Source organism: Mesosutterella porci, from assembly GCF_022134585.1.
Taxonomy (GTDB): domain Bacteria; phylum Pseudomonadota; class Gammaproteobacteria; order Burkholderiales; family Burkholderiaceae_F; genus Mesosutterella; species Mesosutterella porci.
This window is the reverse complement of the sequence record NZ_JAKNCT010000006.1, coordinates 129814-148024: the sequence shown is the minus strand read 5'-3', so window position 1 is coordinate 148024 and position 18211 is coordinate 129814. Positions and strand designations below refer to the sequence as shown.

Genomic DNA, 18211 nt, shown 5'->3' with positions numbered 1-18211 from the left:
TGTTTCTACCATTCTCAAGCAAGCTCCGAAGAGGAGTTAACGGGTGCAATGATATGTAAAGATTCGTAAGAATCACCATGATTATAGAGAAAGTCTCTACTTAAAAGTAAGTAACTTATAGGCCTATTGACAGCAGTCAAAGGGCCGAAAAACCGTAAGTAATACCTAAATGTTTGTAAAATGGACGCTTTGCTGATTAAAAAATCTCTTTCCGGTGAATTTAAAAAATATGATGGGGAATAAAGCCCTTTCGAGATGGGTGGCGCTTTTCTGCGGCATGGCCTGCGTAGCCTCCGGAATAGCCATGGCGACCCAGGCCGGCATTGGAACCACGCCGCTTTCCTCCGTGCCGTATTCGCTCACCTTCGTCACGCCCTACAGCTTCGGCGAGCTCACGATCGCAATGAACGTCATCTTTTTCTTCGTCCAGTGGGCGCTGCTTGGCAGCCGCTTCAAGCTGCGGCTGAATCTCCTGCAGGTGCCGCTCGTCCTGGTCTTCGGCTTTTTCATCGACGCGGCGATGTGGGTTCTTTCATTTGTGACGCCTGAGGCCTACGGAGCACGACTTGTGCAGAATACAGCCGGGAGCGCCCTGCTCGCTCTCGGAATCGTTCTCGAAGTGGCCTCCTACACGACGAGCCTGCCGGGCGACGGCGTCGTCATCGCGGCCTCAATGGCCTTCCACAAGCCGTTTCCCCGGGTGAAGTTCGTCTACGACTGGACGCTTGTGCTCATCGCCGCCGCGATCGGCCTCATCTTTCTGGGACACCCGGAGGGAATCCGGGAGGGCACCGTCTTGTCGGCGATCACCACCGGACTTTTTGCGAAGCTCTGGCAGAAATTTCCCCCTCTGCGCCGGCTCAGGGAGAGCAACGGCTGAACGCCTGCCGCGGCCGTCAACTATTTATAATGACCTCAAACTAAGTTAATCCTATTAGGTAAAACTATTTACAGCTCACGCTCCGCCTCATGAATCGCCGCCAGTTCCTTTTTGCTTCAGCACTCGCCCCCATTCTGCGGGAGGTTCGTGCGGCCAGGCACTCGCCCCTGCCCCGGCTCGAGCTCATCACGACCTCCGACTATCAGTGGACCGGGGTTGCTGTTTCTAAGGCGAATCGTGTTTTCGTAAGCTTTCCGACGATTTCCGACGATTTCCGAATTCCCGTCCTACCACGTGGCCGAATTGAAGGGCGGGGTGCCGGTGCGCTTCCTCGACCGCGAGGCAAACAGCAGCTTCAAAAGCGTCACGGGCATTGTCGTCGACTCCGAGGACCGGCTCTGGGCGCTCGACTCGGGCAAACTCGAGGGCATGAGAGCGCGCAGGGCCGGAGCGAGACTCGTCTGCATCGACCTGCGGCGCAATCAGGTGAAAAGCGTTCATCCGATCCCGCCCTCGCTACTGGTTGACGAAAGCGACCTTTCGGACTTCAGGATTGATACCGCGCGGCACTGCGCCTACATTTCCGACGCGGGCGCCGGCGGGCTGATCGTGATCGACCTGAAGACGGACCGCGGCTGGCTCGCGCTCGACCGCAGGACGCCTGAGACCCGGGCCAACGCCCGCTTTGTGGCCATGCCCGCCGGCAACGTGGTGCCGGCCTCGCCCCACATCGACGGCGTCACCCTGTCGGAAGACGGCCGATCGCTCTATTTCACGCCCCTGATCGAAACGCGAATCTTCGGCATCCCGACCGAGTGCCTCGCCGACGGGCGGCTCACCTCCGAGCAGCGGCGCCGCAAGATCCGCACGATCGCGGACAACATCCATCCTTCCGCCGGCATGGTCGTGCGCAGGGGCATGATCTACATGGGAGACCTCCAGAACTCGAAGCTGCTCGCCTACAGCCTCGCCTCGCGCCGGGCCCGCACGCTGGAGTACCCCACGCGCTTCCACTGGGCGGACGACTTCGCGCTCGACGCCCGGGGCCGCATCTGGTTCACCGAATCGCAGAAAGACATCCCTGTCGCCCGCCGCAGGCCCTACAGGCTCTTTCGCCTCACCCCCGCCCCCTGAGGCGCCCGCCGGGAGCCGCCTTTCTCCCCGCTGTTAATAAAAACGATTATCATCCTCACATCTTTGTGATGTTCCTGGAGAATAATCCTCATGTACAAAACGATCCTTGGAGTGAAGGGCATGGTCTGCCCGATGTGCGAGGCGCACGTGGCCGGGGCGATCAGGGAAAATCTGGGCGAGGACTGCAGCAAAGTTCGGGCGAACCGGAAAAAAGAGTGCTGCGAAGTCCTCACCGAAAAGCCGATTCCGGAAAGCGACTTCAGAAAGGCTCTGGACGGAACCGGTTACGAGATGACCACCTTCGCCCAAGAAGAGGAAAAACCGAAAAAAGGGTTCTTCGCGAAGCTTTTCGGGTGAACGGACAGCCTCTTCAGGCCCAGCGCCTGAAGACGAGGGAAGTGTTCACCCCTCCGAAGGCGAAGTTGTTCGAGACGGCGTATTCGGGGTCGATCTCACGCCCCTGCCCGATGATGTAATCGAGCTCGCCGCACTCCGGATCCGGCTCGCGCAGGTTGACTGTGGGGGCGAACCACCGGTCGTTCATCATGCGCAGCGTGAGCCAGGCCTCGATCCCGCCGCAGGCGCCCAGCGTGTGGCCGAAATACCCCTTCAGGGTTGAAAACGGGACTCGGCTACCGAACAAGGCGGCTGTGGCGAGGCTCTCGGAGCGGTCGCCCTGCACTGTGCCGGTGCCGTGGCCGTTGATGTAGCCCACCGCTGAAGGGGCGATGCCCGCGGACTCGAGCGCCTGCTGCATGCAGATCCGCATCGTCTCCGAGTTGGGGTTGGTCACGTGGCTTGCGTCGCAGTTGGTCGCAAAGCCCGTGATCTCGCCCCAGATCCGGGCGCCGTGCGCCTTCGCATGATCGAGCGACTCGAGGATCAGAGTCCCCGCGCCCTCCCCAATCACAAGCCCGTCGCGGTGTTTGTCAAAAGGCGCCGGAGTAAGCTCCGGCGTGTCATTTTTAACGCTGGCCGCAAACAGCGTGTCAAAGGCCGCCGCGTGGGCCGGCGTGAGCTCCTCGGAGCCGCCGGCCACCATGACGTCCTGCAGCCCGTAGCGGACCGCCTCCCAGGCGTAGCCGATCGCCTGGCTGCCCGAGGTGCACGCGCTCGAGGTGGGGATGACCCTTCCGCGCAGGCCGAAAAAGAGGCTGATGTTCACCGCCGTGGTGTGCGGCATAAGCCGCACGTAGCTCGTGCCCGTGATGGAGGCGGTGCTGTGCTCGGAGAGCATCGTGCCGAACTCCATGATGCTTTTGGTGCAGCCTACGCAGGAGCCGTAGGCGACGCCCGTGCGGCCGCTGCCGAGCACGGGATCGCCGGAAAGTCCGGCCTCGGCCAGAGCGAGTTCGGCCGAGCGGGTCGCCAGCTGCGCCACCCGCCCCATCGAGCGGGTTTTCTTCCTCGTGTAGTACTCGGGCAGAGTGAAATTCTCAACCGGGGCCCCCAGCCGGCAGTTGAGTCCCTTGAACTGCCCCCAGTCCTCCATCACACGGACGGCGTTGCGCCCGGCCTGAAGCCGCGGCTTGATCTCCGCCCAGGCGCTGCCGAAGGCGGTGATCGCCGAACCCCCCGTCACCACAACACGGCGCGGCGTCACAGCAGGCCTCCGTTCACCGAAATCACCTGCCGGGTGATGTAGGCCGCGCCCTCGCCCGCCAGAAATGCGACCAATGAGGCCACTTCCTCGGGCCGGCCCATCCGGCGAAGCGGAATCATCGACTTCGCCGCCTCGAGCGCTGCAGGCTCCATGCGGACCATCCCGGTGTCGATGAGCCCCGGGGCAACGGCATTGACCGTGACCCGGCGCTTTCCGAGCTCCACGGCAAGCGCCTTCACCGCGCCGATGAGACCAGCCTTCGCGGCGCTGTAGTTCACCTGGCCGCGGTTGCCCATCAGGCCTGAGACCGAGGTGATGGCAATGATCCGGCCGCCGTCGCGAAGCCCGAGCATCGGCATGACGCAGGGCTGGATCACGTTGTAGAAGGAATTGAGGTCGGTGTCGATGACGCTTTTCCAGTCCTCGGGGCTCAAAGCCGGAAAGGCCGCGTCGCGGGCGATGCCCGCGCAGGCCGCAATACCCCAGTAGGCGCCGTGCGAGGCGATGTCGGCTTCGAGGGCACGGCGGGATGCGGGTCCATCGGCGACGTCAAACGAGAGGACCCGGGCCGAGCCGCCGGAGCAGCGGATCTGATCGGCCGCCTCCTCAGCGCGGTCCCTTCCGCTGCGGCAGTGAAGCACGACGGGAAAGCCCCGGGCGGCAAGTTCGAGTGCACAGGCGCGCCCGATGCCGCCGCTTGCGCCGGTCACAAGAAAAGTGCGGGAAGAATGAATCATGCTGCCTTATCCAGTAGCTCAGTAAGCTCGAAGTTCCGGGGCTGGCAGACACTCACGCGCCCGCAGGCGAGGAGCCTGCCGCCGCAGAGGACCGAACCCTCGAAGGAGCCCAGCGGCCCCTCGTAGAAAAGTTTGCTCATTTTAACCTCGAGGCGGCCGCGGCGAGGGATTTCAGCCGCGCGCACTTCGAGTCCGCGCACGCTCAGCAACAGCCCCAGGGGCGCGTCGCGCTGCTGCTCGGGCAGGCGCTCGTTCTCCTGCCGCCGCCAATAGCCCGCCCAGACGCCGGCCGTCTGGGCCATGAGCTCGATGAAAAGAGTGAGGGGCAGCCGCCCCGCCTCGTCCGCAAAAATTTCAAGCGGCCCGGAGGCGCCGGCCTCCGCACTGCAGCGGGCCGAGTCTTCCGTGATGCTTTCAACACGGTCGAGAACGAGCATCGGCGGCCGCTGCGGAAGGTACAGGGACAGCGCACCGAAGGGAAGGCCTTTTTCTGTTTCAGCCATCAGCCGCTCCGAAAAGAAGGGAGGCGTTGCTGCCTCCGAAGGCGAAATTGGAAGTGAGCACGGGGCCGGGCTCCACCCTCTGGGGACGAAGAGGAAGCCTGATTCCGGCCAGCTCCGGATCGCGCACCCGCCCCGGCGCGAACTGTCCGGGAATGAGGCCGCCCCGGGATGACAAAAGCACCGCAAGCACCGCTTCGAGCGCTCCCGCGGCACCCAGCGTGTGTCCCGTCAGGGGCTTGGTCGAGCTGCACAGCGGCGCATCTCCCACCGCTTTGAATGTCGCCGCGGCCTCCATGGCGTCATTGAGCGGCGTTCCGGTGCCGTGAAGGTTCACGTAGGAGAGGTCCCGCCCGCTCAGACCCGCGCTCTCCAGCGCGCTGTGCATCGCTTCGCAGGCGCCCGAGCCGGCCGGGTCCGGCGCCGTCATGTGGTGGGCGTCGGAACTCTCTCCGAACCCCAGAAGCGCCACGGGGGACGGCTCGCGAGAGAGCCACAGCAGCGCCGCGCCCTCGCCGATCGTGATGCCGTCCCGTCCGGCAGAAAACGGGGCACAGAGCCTGGGCGAGAGCGCCCCGAGCGAAGAAAAGCCGTTGACCGGCAGCCTCGCCAGGGTGTCGGCTCCGCCCACGATCGCCGCCTGCACAAGCCCGGACTCGATCAGCTTCGCGCCGCTGATCACGGCGCGGATGCTGCTCGTGCAGGCCGTTGAAACCGTATAGGCCGGTCCCTCGGTGCCGAGCCACGCCGAGAGAAACCTCGAGGGGTCGCCAAGCTCCTGGCATTCCGCGGCAAACGGGCGGCGCTGCTCTCCGGGCCTCGCCCTGACGACCGAACTCACGTAGCGGTCGGCTTCATCCGACCCCGACGTACTCGTGCCCAGCACCACCGCAACGCCGTCGCGCGGCGTGGAGCGAAGCAACCGGGCGAAGTCCGGGCAGCCCTCCCAGGCGGCCCGGAGAGCCCTGTTGTTGCGGCTTTCCTCGCGGGGAAATCCCTCGGGCATCGGCGGCAGCGGCTTCGTGAAGTGCCCGAGCCAGACGGCGCGCCCCCGGGTGAGGAACCCCTCCGTCAGGCGCATGCCGGGAGCGCGCCCGAGAGCGAGGTTTGCCAGAGTTTCGTCCGGTCCGCAGCCGAGGCTGCTCAGGGCGGACACGGCGTTCACATAGATCAAGGCCGCCTCCCCTGCCGCCTGCGCCTTTGGAGCACCGCCTCAAGGGCCAGCGTCACAGGCGAGGCGAGAAATGCCGCAAATACCCCGGTCGTAAGCGCGAGCCCGAAGTTCGCGACGGCCGCGGTCCTGCTGAAGACAAGAATCCCCAGTGAGGCTACCGTCGTGAGCATCGCGGTCACAACGGCGAAAAGCGTCGCTTCCGAATCGCGCTGCCTCGAGCCGAAGAAAAGCGAGTAGTCGATTCCGATGCCCAGGATCAGGATGAGCGCGAAGAGCGAGAAGATGTTCACCGGTAGGCCTGCCCAGCCGAGGGCCGCGATTCCCGAAGCGATCGACAGCGCGCAGGGAATCAGCAGCCCCAGGGCCCGCAGCGGGCCGCAGGCAAAGCCGTAGGCGAGGATGATCGCGGTGCCTGCGGCCGCAAGCGTCACGGTCACGCTCTTGCGGACCTCGCCGAAAAGCTGCGAAAAATCGCTCCTTCGGTCCACCCAGGCGCATCCCGGCACCGAACCGGCAAGTGCAGCGAGCGCCTCATCGGCTTTCGCGTTTCTTCCCGCCTGCACAGGCACCAGAATGGCGGTGCGGCCCACGCCTCCCTCGATGAGGCCCGACCAGCTGCGGCTCAGGTAGTCGCGCAGCCAGGTCCGCAGCTCCAGCGGATGCAGCCGCTCGCCTGTCCGGACCGAAATCCCGGCTTGCGCGAGGCGGCGCTTCACCTCTGGCATCGCCCGTTCAATGAGCGCCGCATCCTCGCGCTGCGCGCGAAGCGAGTGCAGCGGCACCACCGTGGCCCCCTCGATCAGCCCCTTGGCGCGCAGCTGAACGAGCCCGGCCTGCAGGAGATCCTTGCGGTCGAGCGCCTCGTCGGGCGTACTGCCCTGTACGATGAACCAGCGCTGGCTCGTGTCCCGGCCCGTGATCGAGGCGATCACCTGCTCCTGGGCCCGAAGGCCGGGGGGCGAACTCTGCAGGGCGCCGATGTCGTCATCGGTTCCGGCCAGAATGATCCCCGAGACCGAGAAAAGCGCGAGCAGCGCGAGAACCGCCCAGGGGAACAGGCGGCCGCCACGCCAGAGCCCGATGTAGCGCTGGAGCGCCCCTGTGAAGGGGAGGCTCCGGCTCCTGAAGCGCCTCGTGAGCCCCGGGTACCAGACCATGACGGTGACAAAGGAGGCGCAGAGCCCGGCCACGCTGAAAATGCCGAGCTGGCGCAGGCCGGGGAAAGGCGAGAACAGAAACGCCGCATAGGCCGCGCAAGTGGTCGCCAGAGCCTGCAGCAGGAGGGGCCTCAGTCCGCGGGCCGTCTCATAGATCGAAACGCCGGCCCCGGCCTTCATGCGGGCGGTGAAGTAGTGCGTCGTGTAGTCCGCGGAAATGCCGATGAGCGAGAGGCTCATCACGAGCGTGAGAAGATGGATCTTCCCGAAGACCAGGATGGTCGCTGCAGCGCCGGCCGCAGCGCCGACCGCGATGGAAGCCAGGCACAGCGCGAGCGGCAGGACTGAGCGGAAGGCCGCGATGAGAAGCACCAGAAGCAGCGCGAGCGAAATCAGCCCGAGCTTGGAGACATCGTGCCGCGCGCTGCTGCCCGCGTAATCCGAATAAAAGACGGCCCCCGAAGCGGCAAAGCGAGCCCCGGGGAAAAGCGCCCGGGTCTGCCGCTCGGCCTCCTTGATCGAGCCGACGAGGCTGCTCAGCTCCGAGGCCCCGGTAAACGCAGGATCCACTTCGGCGTGCAGGATTCTCCAGCTCCGCCCTTCGGAATCGTTTCCGGTGAGCCACCCGCCGCTGTTGCGCACCCCCCCTTCGCCCCGGTCGATCAGGTTCGAAGTGCGCATGAGAAGAAGCGGATCGCGGGTGAGCTCCGAGGAGGACACGCCCGCCAGCGGCGCATAGAGCTGCGAAAGCACCCATGCGGCCTGCGCGCCGCCCCCCTCCTCGAGCCTCGAACGGGTCTGCTGCGACAGGAACGCGGCCCTATGCTCAAAAAGGAAGCGCGCAGAGTCGCGGGTGCGCACCGGATCAAGCCGCCCGCTGAAAGATGAAAAGCCGGGCAGCTTCGAGAGCCGGTTTGAAAAATCTTCGGCCGCGGCTTCCGGGCCGGATACGGCGAAAATGACCTGCCGGCCCATTTTAGAGGCCAGAGATCGGATTTCCGCGCGCGAGACCTGCCCCGCGGCGGGCTCCGGGATCAGCTCCATCACGTCTGAGGAGACCGGAACCCGGGGAAGCGCGATCAGAAGAAAGGCAAAGAGAACGAAAACAACGCCCGCCCAGCCCCAGGCCGCGCCCGAGTTCGTCCGCAGCTTTGCCGCGGCCGCCTTAAAGACCGAGACGACGTCGGACCGTTTCATCGGGTGCCTCGTTGAGAACCAGGGACCTGAAGTCAATGCGCGTCACTTCCTTCGCAGCCGACCTGAGCTCCAGCGACTCGACGGCCTCGCGGCCCGAGATCCTGACCAGGGAGAACATTCTCGACAGGGGCTCGGCCCGCGCCGCGAGCGAGAGCTCCCAGCGGCCGCCCGGACGCTCTTTGAGGTTCTTCACGTCAAACTGGCTTTTGAAGGCCGAAGCATCCCCGGAAAGGACGGACTGCATGAGGCTTGCAAAGGCAAAGGCCCGGGGGTTGGACTTCGAGGTGACCACTTCGGTGCGGCCGCCCTCGAGCTCGATCGTGATTTTCTGCCTGGTGACCGTCGTGCGCGTCACGAAGGGCGAGGCCTGATCCCAGAGCACGCCCGCACCCTGCACCACGGCCACCCGGCCCCTCGAAACAAGGGGCCGGGCCGCCGCCCGCAGGCGCCGGTTCTGGGTGAAGTCAGCCGTAAGGGTGCGCACGCCCGAAAGCCGCCTTGAAAGACTTTCCAGCGTGAGCTCCTCTGCGCGGCAGAGGAGCGGGTTGCACATCAGAAAAGATAATAAAAACAGCCTTCTTGTGATCATTTTTGAAGTGGTCGTCCAAGATCTCTCATCGGCTCCGGGGACTTCCGGCGCGGTTCCGCCCAGAAATCGTAAAAGTTGAACCACTCGAGCGGCTGCCTGAGCACCTGCTCTTCAAGCCTTGAGGCAAAAGCTTCGGCGAACCGCTTCAGGGCCTGTTCGCGCTCCAGCCTGGGCAGCGAAACCCTGTCGGCCAATTTAGCACAGGAAACCCGGAACCGATTTCCCTCCCGGCAGGCAAAGAGCGTGTCCACCTCGCAGTCGAGGAGCGAGGCGAGAATGTAGGGCCCGGCCGGGAAGCAGGCGGGACGGCCGAGAAACGGCACGCGGATGAAGCGCTCCTTCCTTGCGCGGGCGGCCCCGGCCGGGAGTCGGTCGGCCGCCATGGCCACCCACTCGCCGCGGCGGATCCGGCTTTCGAGCTCGGCGGCCGTTCCCAGGCCGAAGTCCGCGGCCGAAATGACCGTGAGCCTCGAGAGCCCGGCCTCCTTTTCAAGCTCTTTTCGAAACGCCTGCGCGTTTCCCTCGAAGAGCACGACGGTGACCGGCGTGCCCGCGTCGCGCCACGCAAGCGCCCGGCAGACTTCCGGAACCCCGTAGTGGGAAGTGAGGAGAAGCTTTCCCCTCGCGCCCCCGCGGACGGCAAGCGCACGGTCCGCGCCTTGATCGAGCACGATGTCGCGGCTCAGGCTGAATTCGCCGTTCCAGGCGAGGATCCGGTCTAGAAGCGCCTCGCCGAAATGCAGGAAATGCCTGTAACTCGTGAGCGGCTCGCACGGGGAGCTCATGACGCCGCGGGCAGCCGCAAAGCCGCGGACAAGCCGCAGATAGCGGCCGCTTTCCCGCCGGCCCTCCGTCCCGGTGGCCCAGTAAAAGAAAACGACCGGGCGCAGCACTGCGCGAAAAACGCCCCGGCCGAAGCGCCGGTAAATCCAAAGCAGTATCCGGATCCCCGGCGCCCCGTGCCGCTCCGGCTGGACCTCCCAGCCGCCTGAGGCCCTGCGGCTGCCCCTCAGCCTGGACAGCCAGTGAGCCGGGGCCTCCAGCATGAGCTTCGTGTGCATGGCGGAAATGCGAAGGTTGTCCCTGAGGTAATCGAAGTGCGAGACGCCGCCTTCAGGGTAGACGACCCGCGTCGGCACGAACTCCATCGGGACGCCGGCCCAGTGCAGCCGCACGAGGATTTCAATATCGAAGTCCATGCGGCCGCCCGGGCGGCCCGCACGGATCACCCGCATGAAGGCGGAGACCGGGTAAACGCGAAAGCCGCACATGCTGTCGCGAATGTCTGTGGACAGCGTCTCGAGCCTCACCCAGAACTGCGTGATCGCCCGGCCGATGCGCCGTCCGAGCGGAGCACTCTCGTCGTAGACGGGCAGTCCCGAGACGAGTGCCTCGGGACGGCGCCTGGCGCGCTCGAGAAGCAGCGGCGCGTCGGCCAGATTGTGCTGAAGGTCGGCGTCAACCTGCAGCACGTGGGTGTAGCCCCGCACAGCGAGCGCCTCCACCCCCTGCATGACGGCCGCCCCCTTGCCGCCGTTGGCGGCGCGTCGCTCAAGCGAGCAAAAAGGCCTGGCTGCGACCGCCTCGTCAATCAGGCGGCGGTTCTCCCCGTCGCTGCCGTCATCGACGACAAGGCAGGGCAGCTCCAGCCGCGAGACCTTCTCCAGCACCCGCCCCAGCGTCGCGCCATGGTTGTAGCAGGGGATCAGCACGGCAGGCCTGAACTCCGAAGCCTCCTTCATCATGAAGCCCCGCACAGCGCAAGCCTGCCGCGGCTGCAGGGCACTTCGCCCCGGGCCGTCAGAGCAGCAAAGGAAAATTTCACGAGCTCGCCCCGGCCGGCAGGCTCGCGGCGCAGCCTCAGGCACACCCGCTCGCCGGGATAAAGGGGGCGGGTGAACTTGATCATTCCCACTTCGGACAGCCTCAGCCCCCGGGCCTGGGCGCCGGCGTAGTAAAGCACCCATTCAATCTGGGCAAAGCCGGGCGCGATCGGCTGAACCGGGAAATGCCCCTGGAACCATAAAAGCCCGGGCTGCAGCCTCAGCACGACGGCCAGCTCGCCGGAAGGGCCGCTGCGGGGCGGCTCGATCACCTCGGGCCAACGCTCTGCTTCTGTCATTTGAAAAGCTCCAGTAAACGCTCCCTTTCCACCTTGCCCTGCGCGTTGCGGGGCAGCCTCGGACAGCCCCGGAAGAACCTGGGGACGGCAGGAAGCGGCAGCCGGGCTAGAAGCCTGCGCCGCAGCGCAGCCGCTGTCGCGCCAGGCAGGGGCCCTGCGGGATAGCCCGAGACCACAAGTCCGATGGCGGCCCTGCCGTTTCGAACGACCAGCAGAGCCCGGACTTCCCGCCCGTCGAGCTGCACTGCCCTTTCAACCTCTCCGAGGCTCACCCTGTGCTCGGCCACCTTGACGATCTGATCGCGCCGCCCGAGAAGCCTGAAGGAAGAACCCCCGAGGGGTTCAATCAGATCGTCGAGCTGCGCCCGGCCTTCGGGGACAAGCGGGGTCGAAATGATCGCCCGCGCCGCGTCGGCAAAGGCGATGCCCGGCAGAAGGCGCGCCAGCCCCGGCGAATCGCAGGAGCGCCTTGAGGCAATGGCGCCGAGCTCCGTACTGCCGTAGATTTCATCGGCCCAGAGGCCGAGGCTGCTGCGGGCCCTGCCCGCATCCCCGGCGGAAAGCGGGCCGCCGGCGGTGAGCAGAAAGCGGATGTCAGGGCCTTCGGGCGCGGGCTCCAGATAGTGAAGGAAAGTAGGAGTCGTGACGAGGGCGGAGGGAAAGGTGAGGCCCGCAAGGTCTTCAGGCACCTCAAGCCTGCGCGCCAGCACGGGCAGTCCGAGCGCCATCGGCAGCCATATCAGAAAAGAAAGCCCGTACATGTGGAGCGGATCCACGGTGCCGGCGAAGACCAGCCCCTCCAGCCTCGAAGCGAAAAGCGCGGAGGTGATTTCCGCCTCGCGGTCCATCTGCCCAACGCTTTTTCGGACCTCCTTGGGGGTGCCGCTCGAACCTGAAGTGTAAAGGACGAAACCGGCCTCGGGAGGCACTGGCGGAAGCACGGACAGACCTGCGGCAAGGGAGTCGGCCGGATCGATCCGGGGAAGGCTCCCGCGGGGGCCGCGGCCCAGAACAGCGTCGGCCGAGCCGCCAAGCGCCGCGTCGTCCGGCCGTCTGCTGCCGGGCAGGACCGGCGTGCGGCCCGCGCAGAGAATCGCGGCGAAGGAGGCGAGAAAATCCGCTGCCCCCTGGCTTTGAACGGCAATGCGCTCCCAGCCCGTCCTCTCCACAAGCGCGAGCCTGCGGGCCGCCTCCGCGGCGAGCATCCGGACCGTGACCGCCCCGCCCTTTTTGAGAAACAGCGGACGCGAAGGATCCCCCGCCCTCAGCCAGTCATTGAACGGCAGCGGCATGCTGCAGCCTCCTTCGCACCAGGTACTCTGAAGCCATGAGCGTGCCCATGAAGAGGTAGCTGAGGCAGCCATTCCAGAGCCCCCACCAGCGCAGGCTGCCCGAGAGAACCGTAAGGAGCGCCACCGCTCCGTTCAGGATGAAAAAAAAGCACCAGACGAGCGTCACCCTGCGGCAGTAGCGGACCGCCGCGGCGGGAAGCGGTTTTCCGGAGGCGATCCGCGCGAACCGCTCCGCCACCGGCATGCCGCGGATAAGCGAAGAGCTGAAGACCAAGAAAAGAACCGCGTTCACGACAACCGGGTACCAGAGCGCCGCAGCGTCCCTCGCAAAAAAAAGCCCGGCCGCGCAGACCGCGGCGCCCGCACCGGAGACAGCGGCCGCAGAGACGCCTCTGCGGCCGGAGCGAAGCTCCAGCGCGGCCCGGACGCCAAAAAGCACGAGCCCCAGGGCAAACACCCAGAAAAGAGCCCCGAGGGCGAGCCCGGCCAGCACCGCAAGGGGCCACAGCGCAGACAAAGCCGCCGAGGCAGCCCGCAGGACCCGGGCGCGGGATTCAGCGGGCATCCTCAGCCGGCGCGTCCTTCTGCAGCCGCTCCAGCACGTCGAGCACGTCTGAGACCGTCTTCACCTGACGGAAGTCATCAGGCTGGAAGCGGCGCCCGGTTTTCTTCTGCATCTGCACGACCATGTCCACAGCGTCGATGGAATCGAGGTCAAGGTCTTCGAAGAGCTTCGTTTCAGGCTTGACCGTCGAGGGATCCACTTCGAAAAATTTCTCGAGGACCTCGAGCAGCTCGCGGTAGAGTTCGTCCCGGCTCAACTTTTCCATGATATGTCTTTCACCTCTTCAAGCTCTGCTGGGAGCGGATGTAGTCGGCCAGCGTCGAGACCGAACGGAAGCGGCTCCGGTTCTCCTCGGTTTCGCCCCCGATGGCGACCCCGAATTTTTTCTTGATCGCCATGCCGAGCTCCAGCGCATCGATTGAATCCAGCCCCAGTCCCTCTTCGGAAAAAAGCGGGGCCTCGTCTTCGATGTCCTCGGGCTGGACGCCTTCAAGATTAAGCGATTCAACGATGAGCGATTTCAGCTGATTTTCAACGTTATCCGTCATGTGCCGTTGCCTTGGGATATAGATCAGGACAGCCGCCTCGCAATCTCCAGGGTGAGCGCACGGGCCGCAGCCGGGATCGAGTCGGGGCTGCCGTCCCAGCAGCGCCGGGGATCGATTGTGCCCGCGGGCACGAGCCTGATGACCGGCCTTGAGGAGGGAATTCGGTACCAGGGCTCCCCCTTGGCGAGCCAGCTTTCCGAGCATTGTATATTAATCGCCTGGATCAGCCCTCCGCTTCGAAGCGCGATCTGCGCGGCTCCGCGCCGGAACTTCATGACAGCGCCGGGCCTGGTGCGGGTCCCCTCCGGAAAAACAAGGACCGTGCCGCCCGCGCGAAGCCTTTCCTCGCATTCCTGCAGCAGCCGCTCCGGGTCCTCGGAATTGTAGAGATAACCCGCGGCGCACACGACGCCCTTGAGGAAGAAATTATGTGCAAGCGCTTCCTTCACGATGCAGTCCGTCTCGGGCATCTCGGAAGCTATGAAGACGTAGTCGAGCAGCGTCGGGTGATTGGAGACAATCACCGCGCCCCTGCTGCGCGGCAGTGCGCGCAACTCCGAAGTGTCGAGATCGAGCACGCGAAGCCTCCGCAGCAGCCGAAGGTAGAGCCTGAAGGAGGCGCCGATCGTGCGCCTCGCCCGCATCATCCGCCTCTGCGCGTCGGGCTCCGACCAGCACAGCCACCGAAACCAGGTGAGAGAAAGCAGCAGTCCTCCCAGGCCGAAGACCGCCCACCCGAAACCGGTCGCGATCCTTCGCAGCTGAAGCGCCGCGAAGGAGTCCCGGGGCCTGCGGGGAAGCTTAAGCCGCGCCGAAGTCATGTTCTGCTCCAGCGCCAGAGCCGTCGCGGCTCGCGGACTTCGAAGCCCTGCACGCCCGAGGCAAACCCGGAAAGAAGCTGCAGAGCGGGCTCCTGCGCAGCCGCCGCCCAGGCAGCGGCCGAGGGCTCCGCGCACAGCTCCCCGCCCGGGGAGAGCATCAGAGCCACGGCCCAGGGGCCGGGCGGAGGCGCGATTAAAAAACAGCGGCCGATAACCGGCGGCGGATCGTTCTCATAAAAAACCGCGAGAACGCTGCCCGCCCCCGTCCCAAGCGCCGCGGCAGCCTCAAAGAGCGCCGCGGAGAAAGTCTCCTCCCCGGCCGCCACCGAAGAATGAGGGACCCGGCAGTGAGCCTCGATGGAGAAAAAACCCGCCGCCGCATTGTGTACCGACATCATGAAGTCGGTAGGCGAGGGATCCTCGTCCCCCGCAAGACAGGAGAGAATTTTCTCGCAGCGCGGCAGCTCCGCGCTGCGGCTGGCGAAAACCGCAAAGCCCGGGGCAGAGCCCCCTGCGGCCGCAAGGGCGCACTCGACGGCAAGCCGCGCGCCGGCCGAGAGCCTTCGCGCCGCAAGGGGTCGGAGGCGGCAGGCCGGCCTGAAGCGGGAGGCGAAGGGACCCGGGCCGTCCTGGCCCGTCATGGCGCCGGGAGCTGCGGCGCTCCAGCTGCGAAGTGCAAAAGTCAGAGGCTTCATGAACGGCCTCCCGATTTCCTGAACGTGAGCAGGGTGTGCCCGAGCCCCAGTCCCTGGACGACGGACTCAAGCTCAAGCCCGGCCCCGGAGGCAATCGCCTGGAGCTCCTCCTGGGAATAAAAGCGGCTCGTCCCGTTTGCGATCGCCGTGAAATAAAGCGAATAGTCGGCAAGGCAGCGCCGACCGGCTTCGAAGGGCTGATGGTCCAGCAAAGGCTCCAGCACGAGAATCCTCGCCTCTTTTTTCATGGAGCGGGCGATGCTGCGCAGAATCCGGCATGCTTCCTCCGCGGAAAAGCAGTCAAGAAACTGGCTCATCCACCAGAGGTCCGCCTCTCCCGGCAGCCCGGGGGAGGCCAGAAGATCCGCCTCGAAAGTGCCGATGCGCCCGGAAAGCCCCGCCCGTGCCGCATTCTCGCGCACCATCCGGCACTGCTGCGGCAGGTCAATCACAACGCAGCGCAGCTGCGGGTCGCTGCGGCAGCAGAGAATGGACCAGATGCCGGTGTTTCCGCCCACGTCGTAGAGCAGGCCGGGATGGCGCTTCAAAACGTGAGGAAGCGCATCCTGAAAGGCTGCGTCGGAGAAGAAATGGTCATAGCGGAACCAGCTCGAGCGGGCCGGCTCGGGCAGCGCGCCAAGCCCCGGGTAGACCGTCTTCGAGTGCAGGCCGAGCGCCGCAAGCCCCTCAGGGCGCCCGCTCCTCAGCGAATCGCCAAGGCGCGAAAGTCCCGTGTAGCAGACATCGGCCGCAAAATCAAAATTAGCGCGCGTGAGCTCGTCGTTTTGAAGGAACCAGCCGGTCTTGGTGAGCCTCCAGCGGCCGTCCTCCTGCTCGATGAGGCCCGCGGACCGCGCCGCCTCGAGAAGCACCCGGGCGCCGTACTCCGAAAGCCCCGCGGCAGCCCTCAGGTCTTCCTCAGCCGCTCCTTTGTCGCCGCACGAGTCAAGCGCCTCAAGCAGTCCGAGATCCCTCATGGCAACCGCCGCCTGGAACTCAAACGGTGCGCAGGCGAGGCGCTGCGCGTCGACCTTCGCCTCAAAAGCGCTTTTTTCCTTCCTCTGCGGCTTCATGCCCTGCCCCCTTTTCTTCAGGCCCGGCCCTGTCCGAAAACCGCGGCGCGGAGACAGGGCCAGGATCCGCGCCGGTGCTATAGTGTCGCTCAATTCAGAGTCTTCGTCTTTTCTTCCTCGTGCTTTCCGATGCATTTTGAGACCTGGCTGTCTTTCTTCGCGCTCTGCTGGGGCATGAGCCTGTCGCCCGGGCCCGCGCAGATCGCCTCTCTTTCTGCCGCGGTAAGCTACGGCTGGCGGCGCTGCATCGCGCAAACCCTCGGACTGTCCTGTGGGGTGTTCCTCCTCATCATGATCGTCGGGGTGGGCATCGGAGCGGTGCTGGCCGCGTCCCCCCTGCTTTTCCAGATCATTCGCTTCGCCGGATGCGCCTATCTGGTCTGGCTGGGCATTTCGCTCTGGAGGGCGAAGCCTCAGACCGTCGTGATCAAAGGCGGCGCCGACGGAACCGTGACTGCCTTCCAGCTCTGGCGCCGGGGGCTTCTCGTCAACCTCACCAATCCGAAGGGGCTGGTCTTCTTTCTGTCTCTTCTCACGCCTTTCCTCAACACCGACGCCCCGATCCTGCTGCAGTATGCGCAGATGGGGCTCACCTGCGGCTTCACCGACCTGTGCGTGATGACCGGGGTGACGCTGGTGGCCGAACTGCTGTCGAAGAAGCTGCGCAGCAGCCGCAACATCCTCGTTGCCAACCGCATCTTCGGCAGTATTTTCATCGCGATCGGTCTCGGGCTCATGGCGGTCCACGGCTGAACTCAGGCCGCGCAGCGGCCCCGGATTTAAAATAAGCGGCCCAGGGACGGGACGCAGGCGGCGCCCGTGCCCGCAGGGCGCGTTCTCAAACCGCAAAGGGCTTTTTCAATGGACATTTATCTCACACGCCACGGCGAAACCGACTGGAACCGGGAGATGAAACTGCAGGGCTGGGCCGACATCTCGCTGAACGAACAGGGCCGCGAGCAGGCCCGCAGGCTGGCCGCGAGGCTCGCGGGCGTGCGCTTCGACCGGGCCTTCTGCTCGGACCTCGACCGCGCGGCAGAAACCGCCGAGATCGTCCTCGGCGGCCGCGGTCCCGCAGTCGAGCCCGATCCGAGGCTGCGCGAAATGGGCTTCGGGCCGCTTGAAGGCGAACCCTACGGCGACGCACGGACCAATCCCGAGAATCCCCTGCACGGGATGTTCGTGCGCCCGGATCTCTACAAACCCCCGTTCGGGGGCGAAGAGCTCTCTTTTGTGGCCGCGCGCTTCGACTCCTTCAAAAAATCCACGCTGGAGCCTCTTGAGAGCGACCCCTCGGTGCGCACCGTCCTCATTGTGGCCCACGGCATCATCGTGAGGGAAATCCTCACGCTCGCGGGAGGGTTCCAGTACGAGGATTTCTGGAAGCTGCCGGTCGGAAACTGCTCGATCGCCCGCCTGAAGCTTGAGGGCGGAAAGCTCACCATCGCCGAAATGGACGAAAAAGTAGGCCACTGGCTGATCTGAAGGCGCAGGGAGGGGCCCATGCTCGTTTACTGGCTCAGACACGGGGAGACAGCCTGGAACCGCCTCGGAAAGATCCAGGGCTGCGCGGACATTCCGCTCGACGACGAGGGCCGCAGGCAGGCTCGCGAGACCGCGGCCGCGATCTCGGGCGTGGCGTTTGACCGGGCCTTCAGCTCGCCGCTCTCACGCGCCCGCGAAACCGCCCACATCGTGCTACAGGGGCGCGGTCCCGAACTGCAGGTGCTCGATGATCTGCACGAGGTGAACTTCGGCTCTTACGACGGACGGGACATGCGCCGAGCGCGCAGCGACCCCGCCGACCCGCTCTATCTCTGGTTTCACCAGCCCGCCTCATTCCGCCCCTCGCCGGGGGGCGAGTCGCTCGAGCAGGCCGCGAAGCGCATCAGGGGCGTTCTTGAACGCTCCATCCTCCCCCTTGAAGGCAGCGCCGGGCGGGTTTTCGTCGCCGCGCACGGCTCCGTCACCCGCATCCTTCTCACCCTGCTCATGGGGCGGCCGGCCTCGCGCTTCCAGGAGCTCTCCATGAAAAACTGCGCCCTGTCCGTCCTCGAGGTGTGCGGCGGCAGAGTACGGATCGTGGACTGGGGCCGGATTTTTTACTGACGGGTCCTGCGGCCG

At 65.4% G+C, this 18211-nt stretch carries 21 protein-coding genes; 6 read left to right on the top strand and 15 right to left on the bottom strand.

Features of this window, described 5'->3' with window-relative positions:
* Positions 1 to 229: 229 nt before the first annotated feature.
* The 3 genes from MAF45_RS06185 (at position 230) to MAF45_RS06175 (ending at position 2371) form a co-directional block, all read left to right on the top strand.
* Positions 230 to 880, top strand: coding sequence for a YczE/YyaS/YitT family protein (locus MAF45_RS06185; RefSeq protein ID WP_237978687.1), 651 nt, complete (start codon positions 230 to 232; stop codon positions 878 to 880).
* Between the two features lie 294 nt (positions 881 to 1174).
* Positions 1175 to 2014, top strand: a complete 840-nt coding sequence (locus MAF45_RS06180) for an L-dopachrome tautomerase-related protein (protein WP_237978686.1) — start codon at positions 1175 to 1177, stop codon at positions 2012 to 2014.
* Between the two features lie 90 nt (positions 2015 to 2104).
* The gene (locus MAF45_RS06175; RefSeq protein WP_237978685.1) at positions 2105 to 2371 is read left to right on the top strand and encodes a heavy-metal-associated domain-containing protein; all 267 of its coding nucleotides are present in this window, start codon (positions 2105 to 2107) and stop codon (positions 2369 to 2371) included.
* A gap of 13 nt (positions 2372 to 2384) precedes the next feature.
* Here MAF45_RS06175 and MAF45_RS06170 read toward each other — a convergent pair whose 3' ends face one another.
* Genes MAF45_RS06170 through MAF45_RS06100 form a run of 15 tightly spaced genes read right to left on the bottom strand, consistent with a single transcriptional unit; the run spans position 2385 to position 16087 of the window.
* Positions 2385 to 3617, bottom strand: a complete 1233-nt coding sequence (locus MAF45_RS06170; protein ID WP_237978684.1) for a beta-ketoacyl-ACP synthase — start codon at positions 3615 to 3617, stop codon at positions 2385 to 2387.
* Positions 3614 to 4354 carry a 3-ketoacyl-ACP reductase FabG2 gene (locus MAF45_RS06165; protein ID WP_237978683.1) on the bottom strand — a complete coding sequence of 247 codons (741 nt, stop codon included), beginning with the start codon at positions 4352 to 4354 and terminating at the stop codon, positions 3614 to 3616. Before MAF45_RS06165 ends, MAF45_RS06170 begins: the two co-directional genes overlap by 4 nt.
* Positions 4351 to 4857, bottom strand: coding sequence for a hotdog family protein (locus MAF45_RS06160; RefSeq protein ID WP_237978682.1), 507 nt, complete (start codon positions 4855 to 4857; stop codon positions 4351 to 4353). The genes MAF45_RS06165 and MAF45_RS06160 overlap by 4 nt, the downstream gene beginning before the upstream one ends.
* On the bottom strand, positions 4850 to 6019 hold the full coding sequence (locus MAF45_RS06155) for a beta-ketoacyl synthase N-terminal-like domain-containing protein (RefSeq protein ID WP_237978710.1): 1170 nt from the start codon (positions 6017 to 6019) through the stop codon (positions 4850 to 4852). The genes MAF45_RS06160 and MAF45_RS06155 overlap by 8 nt, the downstream gene beginning before the upstream one ends.
* Before the next feature lie 5 nt (positions 6020 to 6024).
* Positions 6025 to 8382 (bottom strand): MMPL family transporter, encoded by a 2358-nt coding sequence (locus MAF45_RS06150; protein WP_237978681.1) that lies wholly within the window; start codon positions 8380 to 8382, stop codon positions 6025 to 6027.
* On the bottom strand, positions 8351 to 8935 hold the full coding sequence (locus tag MAF45_RS06145; protein ID WP_237978680.1) for an outer membrane lipoprotein carrier protein LolA: 585 nt from the start codon (positions 8933 to 8935) through the stop codon (positions 8351 to 8353). The genes MAF45_RS06150 and MAF45_RS06145 overlap by 32 nt, the downstream gene beginning before the upstream one ends.
* 32 nt (positions 8936 to 8967) lie before the next feature.
* Positions 8968 to 10716 (bottom strand): glycosyltransferase family 2 protein, encoded by a 1749-nt coding sequence (locus MAF45_RS06140; RefSeq protein WP_237978679.1) that lies wholly within the window; start codon positions 10714 to 10716, stop codon positions 8968 to 8970.
* The gene (locus MAF45_RS06135; protein ID WP_237978678.1) at positions 10713 to 11093 is read right to left on the bottom strand and encodes an ApeI family dehydratase; all 381 of its coding nucleotides are present in this window, start codon (positions 11091 to 11093) and stop codon (positions 10713 to 10715) included. The genes MAF45_RS06140 and MAF45_RS06135 overlap by 4 nt, the downstream gene beginning before the upstream one ends.
* Positions 11090 to 12385 (bottom strand): AMP-binding protein, encoded by a 1296-nt coding sequence (locus tag MAF45_RS06130; protein ID WP_237978677.1) that lies wholly within the window; start codon positions 12383 to 12385, stop codon positions 11090 to 11092. The genes MAF45_RS06135 and MAF45_RS06130 overlap by 4 nt, the downstream gene beginning before the upstream one ends.
* Positions 12366 to 12950 (bottom strand): COG4648 family protein, encoded by a 585-nt coding sequence (locus MAF45_RS06125; protein WP_237978676.1) that lies wholly within the window; start codon positions 12948 to 12950, stop codon positions 12366 to 12368. The genes MAF45_RS06130 and MAF45_RS06125 overlap by 20 nt, the downstream gene beginning before the upstream one ends.
* Entirely contained in the window at positions 12940 to 13215 is a 276-nt protein-coding gene (locus tag MAF45_RS06120; RefSeq protein ID WP_237978675.1) for an acyl carrier protein, read from the bottom strand. Before MAF45_RS06120 ends, MAF45_RS06125 begins: the two co-directional genes overlap by 11 nt.
* Positions 13216 to 13225: 10 nt before the next feature.
* The gene (locus tag MAF45_RS06115; protein WP_237978674.1) at positions 13226 to 13498 is read right to left on the bottom strand and encodes a phosphopantetheine-binding protein; all 273 of its coding nucleotides are present in this window, start codon (positions 13496 to 13498) and stop codon (positions 13226 to 13228) included.
* Between the two features lie 23 nt (positions 13499 to 13521).
* Positions 13522 to 14319 (bottom strand): lysophospholipid acyltransferase family protein, encoded by a 798-nt coding sequence (locus tag MAF45_RS06110; RefSeq protein WP_237978673.1) that lies wholly within the window; start codon positions 14317 to 14319, stop codon positions 13522 to 13524.
* Positions 14316 to 15014: a beta-ketoacyl synthase chain length factor gene (locus tag MAF45_RS06105; protein ID WP_237978672.1), complete on the bottom strand. Its 699-nt coding sequence runs from the start codon at positions 15012 to 15014 to the stop codon at positions 14316 to 14318. Before MAF45_RS06105 ends, MAF45_RS06110 begins: the two co-directional genes overlap by 4 nt.
* On the bottom strand, positions 15011 to 16087 hold the full coding sequence (locus tag MAF45_RS06100; RefSeq protein ID WP_237978671.1) for a methyltransferase: 1077 nt from the start codon (positions 16085 to 16087) through the stop codon (positions 15011 to 15013). Before MAF45_RS06100 ends, MAF45_RS06105 begins: the two co-directional genes overlap by 4 nt.
* Positions 16088 to 16216: 129 nt before the next feature.
* Between MAF45_RS06100 and MAF45_RS06095 the strand changes: the two genes are divergently transcribed.
* The 3 genes from MAF45_RS06095 to MAF45_RS06085 all read left to right on the top strand — a co-directional run bounded on the left by MAF45_RS06095 (position 16217) and on the right by MAF45_RS06085 (position 18196).
* Entirely contained in the window at positions 16217 to 16840 is a 624-nt protein-coding gene (locus MAF45_RS06095; RefSeq protein ID WP_237978670.1) for a LysE family translocator, read from the top strand.
* Positions 16841 to 16948: 108 nt separating this feature from the next.
* Positions 16949 to 17572, top strand: a complete 624-nt coding sequence (locus MAF45_RS06090) for a histidine phosphatase family protein (RefSeq protein WP_237978669.1) — start codon at positions 16949 to 16951, stop codon at positions 17570 to 17572.
* A gap of 18 nt (positions 17573 to 17590) precedes the next feature.
* On the top strand, positions 17591 to 18196 hold the full coding sequence (locus MAF45_RS06085; protein WP_237978668.1) for a histidine phosphatase family protein: 606 nt from the start codon (positions 17591 to 17593) through the stop codon (positions 18194 to 18196).
* Positions 18197 to 18211 lie beyond the last annotated feature (15 nt).

What these genes read in the sequence shown, in the direction of transcription:
- MAF45_RS06165 (WP_237978683.1), bottom strand. Translation starts at nt 4,354, where the DNA reads ATGATTCATTCTTCCCGCACTTTTCTTGTGACCGGCGCAAGCGGCGGC.
- MAF45_RS06145 (WP_237978680.1), bottom strand. Translation starts at nt 8,935, where the DNA reads ATGTGCAACCCGCTCCTCTGCCGCGCAGAGGAGCTCACGCTGGAAAGT.
- MAF45_RS06125 (WP_237978676.1), bottom strand. Translation starts at nt 12,950, where the DNA reads ATGCCCGCTGAATCCCGCGCCCGGGTCCTGCGGGCTGCCTCGGCGGCT.
- MAF45_RS06160 (WP_237978682.1), bottom strand. Translation starts at nt 4,857, where the DNA reads ATGGCTGAAACAGAAAAAGGCCTTCCCTTCGGTGCGCTGTCCCTGTAC.
- MAF45_RS06120 (WP_237978675.1), bottom strand. Translation starts at nt 13,215, where the DNA reads ATGGAAAAGTTGAGCCGGGACGAACTCTACCGCGAGCTGCTCGAGGTC.
- MAF45_RS06095 (WP_237978670.1), top strand. Translation starts at nt 16,217, where the DNA reads ATGCATTTTGAGACCTGGCTGTCTTTCTTCGCGCTCTGCTGGGGCATG.
- MAF45_RS06130 (WP_237978677.1), bottom strand. Translation starts at nt 12,385, where the DNA reads ATGCCGCTGCCGTTCAATGACTGGCTGAGGGCGGGGGATCCTTCGCGT.
- MAF45_RS06175 (WP_237978685.1), top strand. Translation starts at nt 2,105, where the DNA reads ATGTACAAAACGATCCTTGGAGTGAAGGGCATGGTCTGCCCGATGTGC.
- MAF45_RS06085 (WP_237978668.1), top strand. Translation starts at nt 17,591, where the DNA reads ATGCTCGTTTACTGGCTCAGACACGGGGAGACAGCCTGGAACCGCCTC.
- MAF45_RS06105 (WP_237978672.1), bottom strand. Translation starts at nt 15,014, where the DNA reads ATGAAGCCTCTGACTTTTGCACTTCGCAGCTGGAGCGCCGCAGCTCCC.
- MAF45_RS06115 (WP_237978674.1), bottom strand. Translation starts at nt 13,498, where the DNA reads ATGACGGATAACGTTGAAAATCAGCTGAAATCGCTCATCGTTGAATCG.
- MAF45_RS06100 (WP_237978671.1), bottom strand. Translation starts at nt 16,087, where the DNA reads ATGAAGCCGCAGAGGAAGGAAAAAAGCGCTTTTGAGGCGAAGGTCGAC.
- MAF45_RS06185 (WP_237978687.1), top strand. Translation starts at nt 230, where the DNA reads ATGATGGGGAATAAAGCCCTTTCGAGATGGGTGGCGCTTTTCTGCGGC.
- MAF45_RS06140 (WP_237978679.1), bottom strand. Translation starts at nt 10,716, where the DNA reads ATGATGAAGGAGGCTTCGGAGTTCAGGCCTGCCGTGCTGATCCCCTGC.
- MAF45_RS06135 (WP_237978678.1), bottom strand. Translation starts at nt 11,093, where the DNA reads ATGACAGAAGCAGAGCGTTGGCCCGAGGTGATCGAGCCGCCCCGCAGC.
- MAF45_RS06110 (WP_237978673.1), bottom strand. Translation starts at nt 14,319, where the DNA reads ATGACTTCGGCGCGGCTTAAGCTTCCCCGCAGGCCCCGGGACTCCTTC.
- MAF45_RS06150 (WP_237978681.1), bottom strand. Translation starts at nt 8,382, where the DNA reads ATGAAACGGTCCGACGTCGTCTCGGTCTTTAAGGCGGCCGCGGCAAAG.
- MAF45_RS06090 (WP_237978669.1), top strand. Translation starts at nt 16,949, where the DNA reads ATGGACATTTATCTCACACGCCACGGCGAAACCGACTGGAACCGGGAG.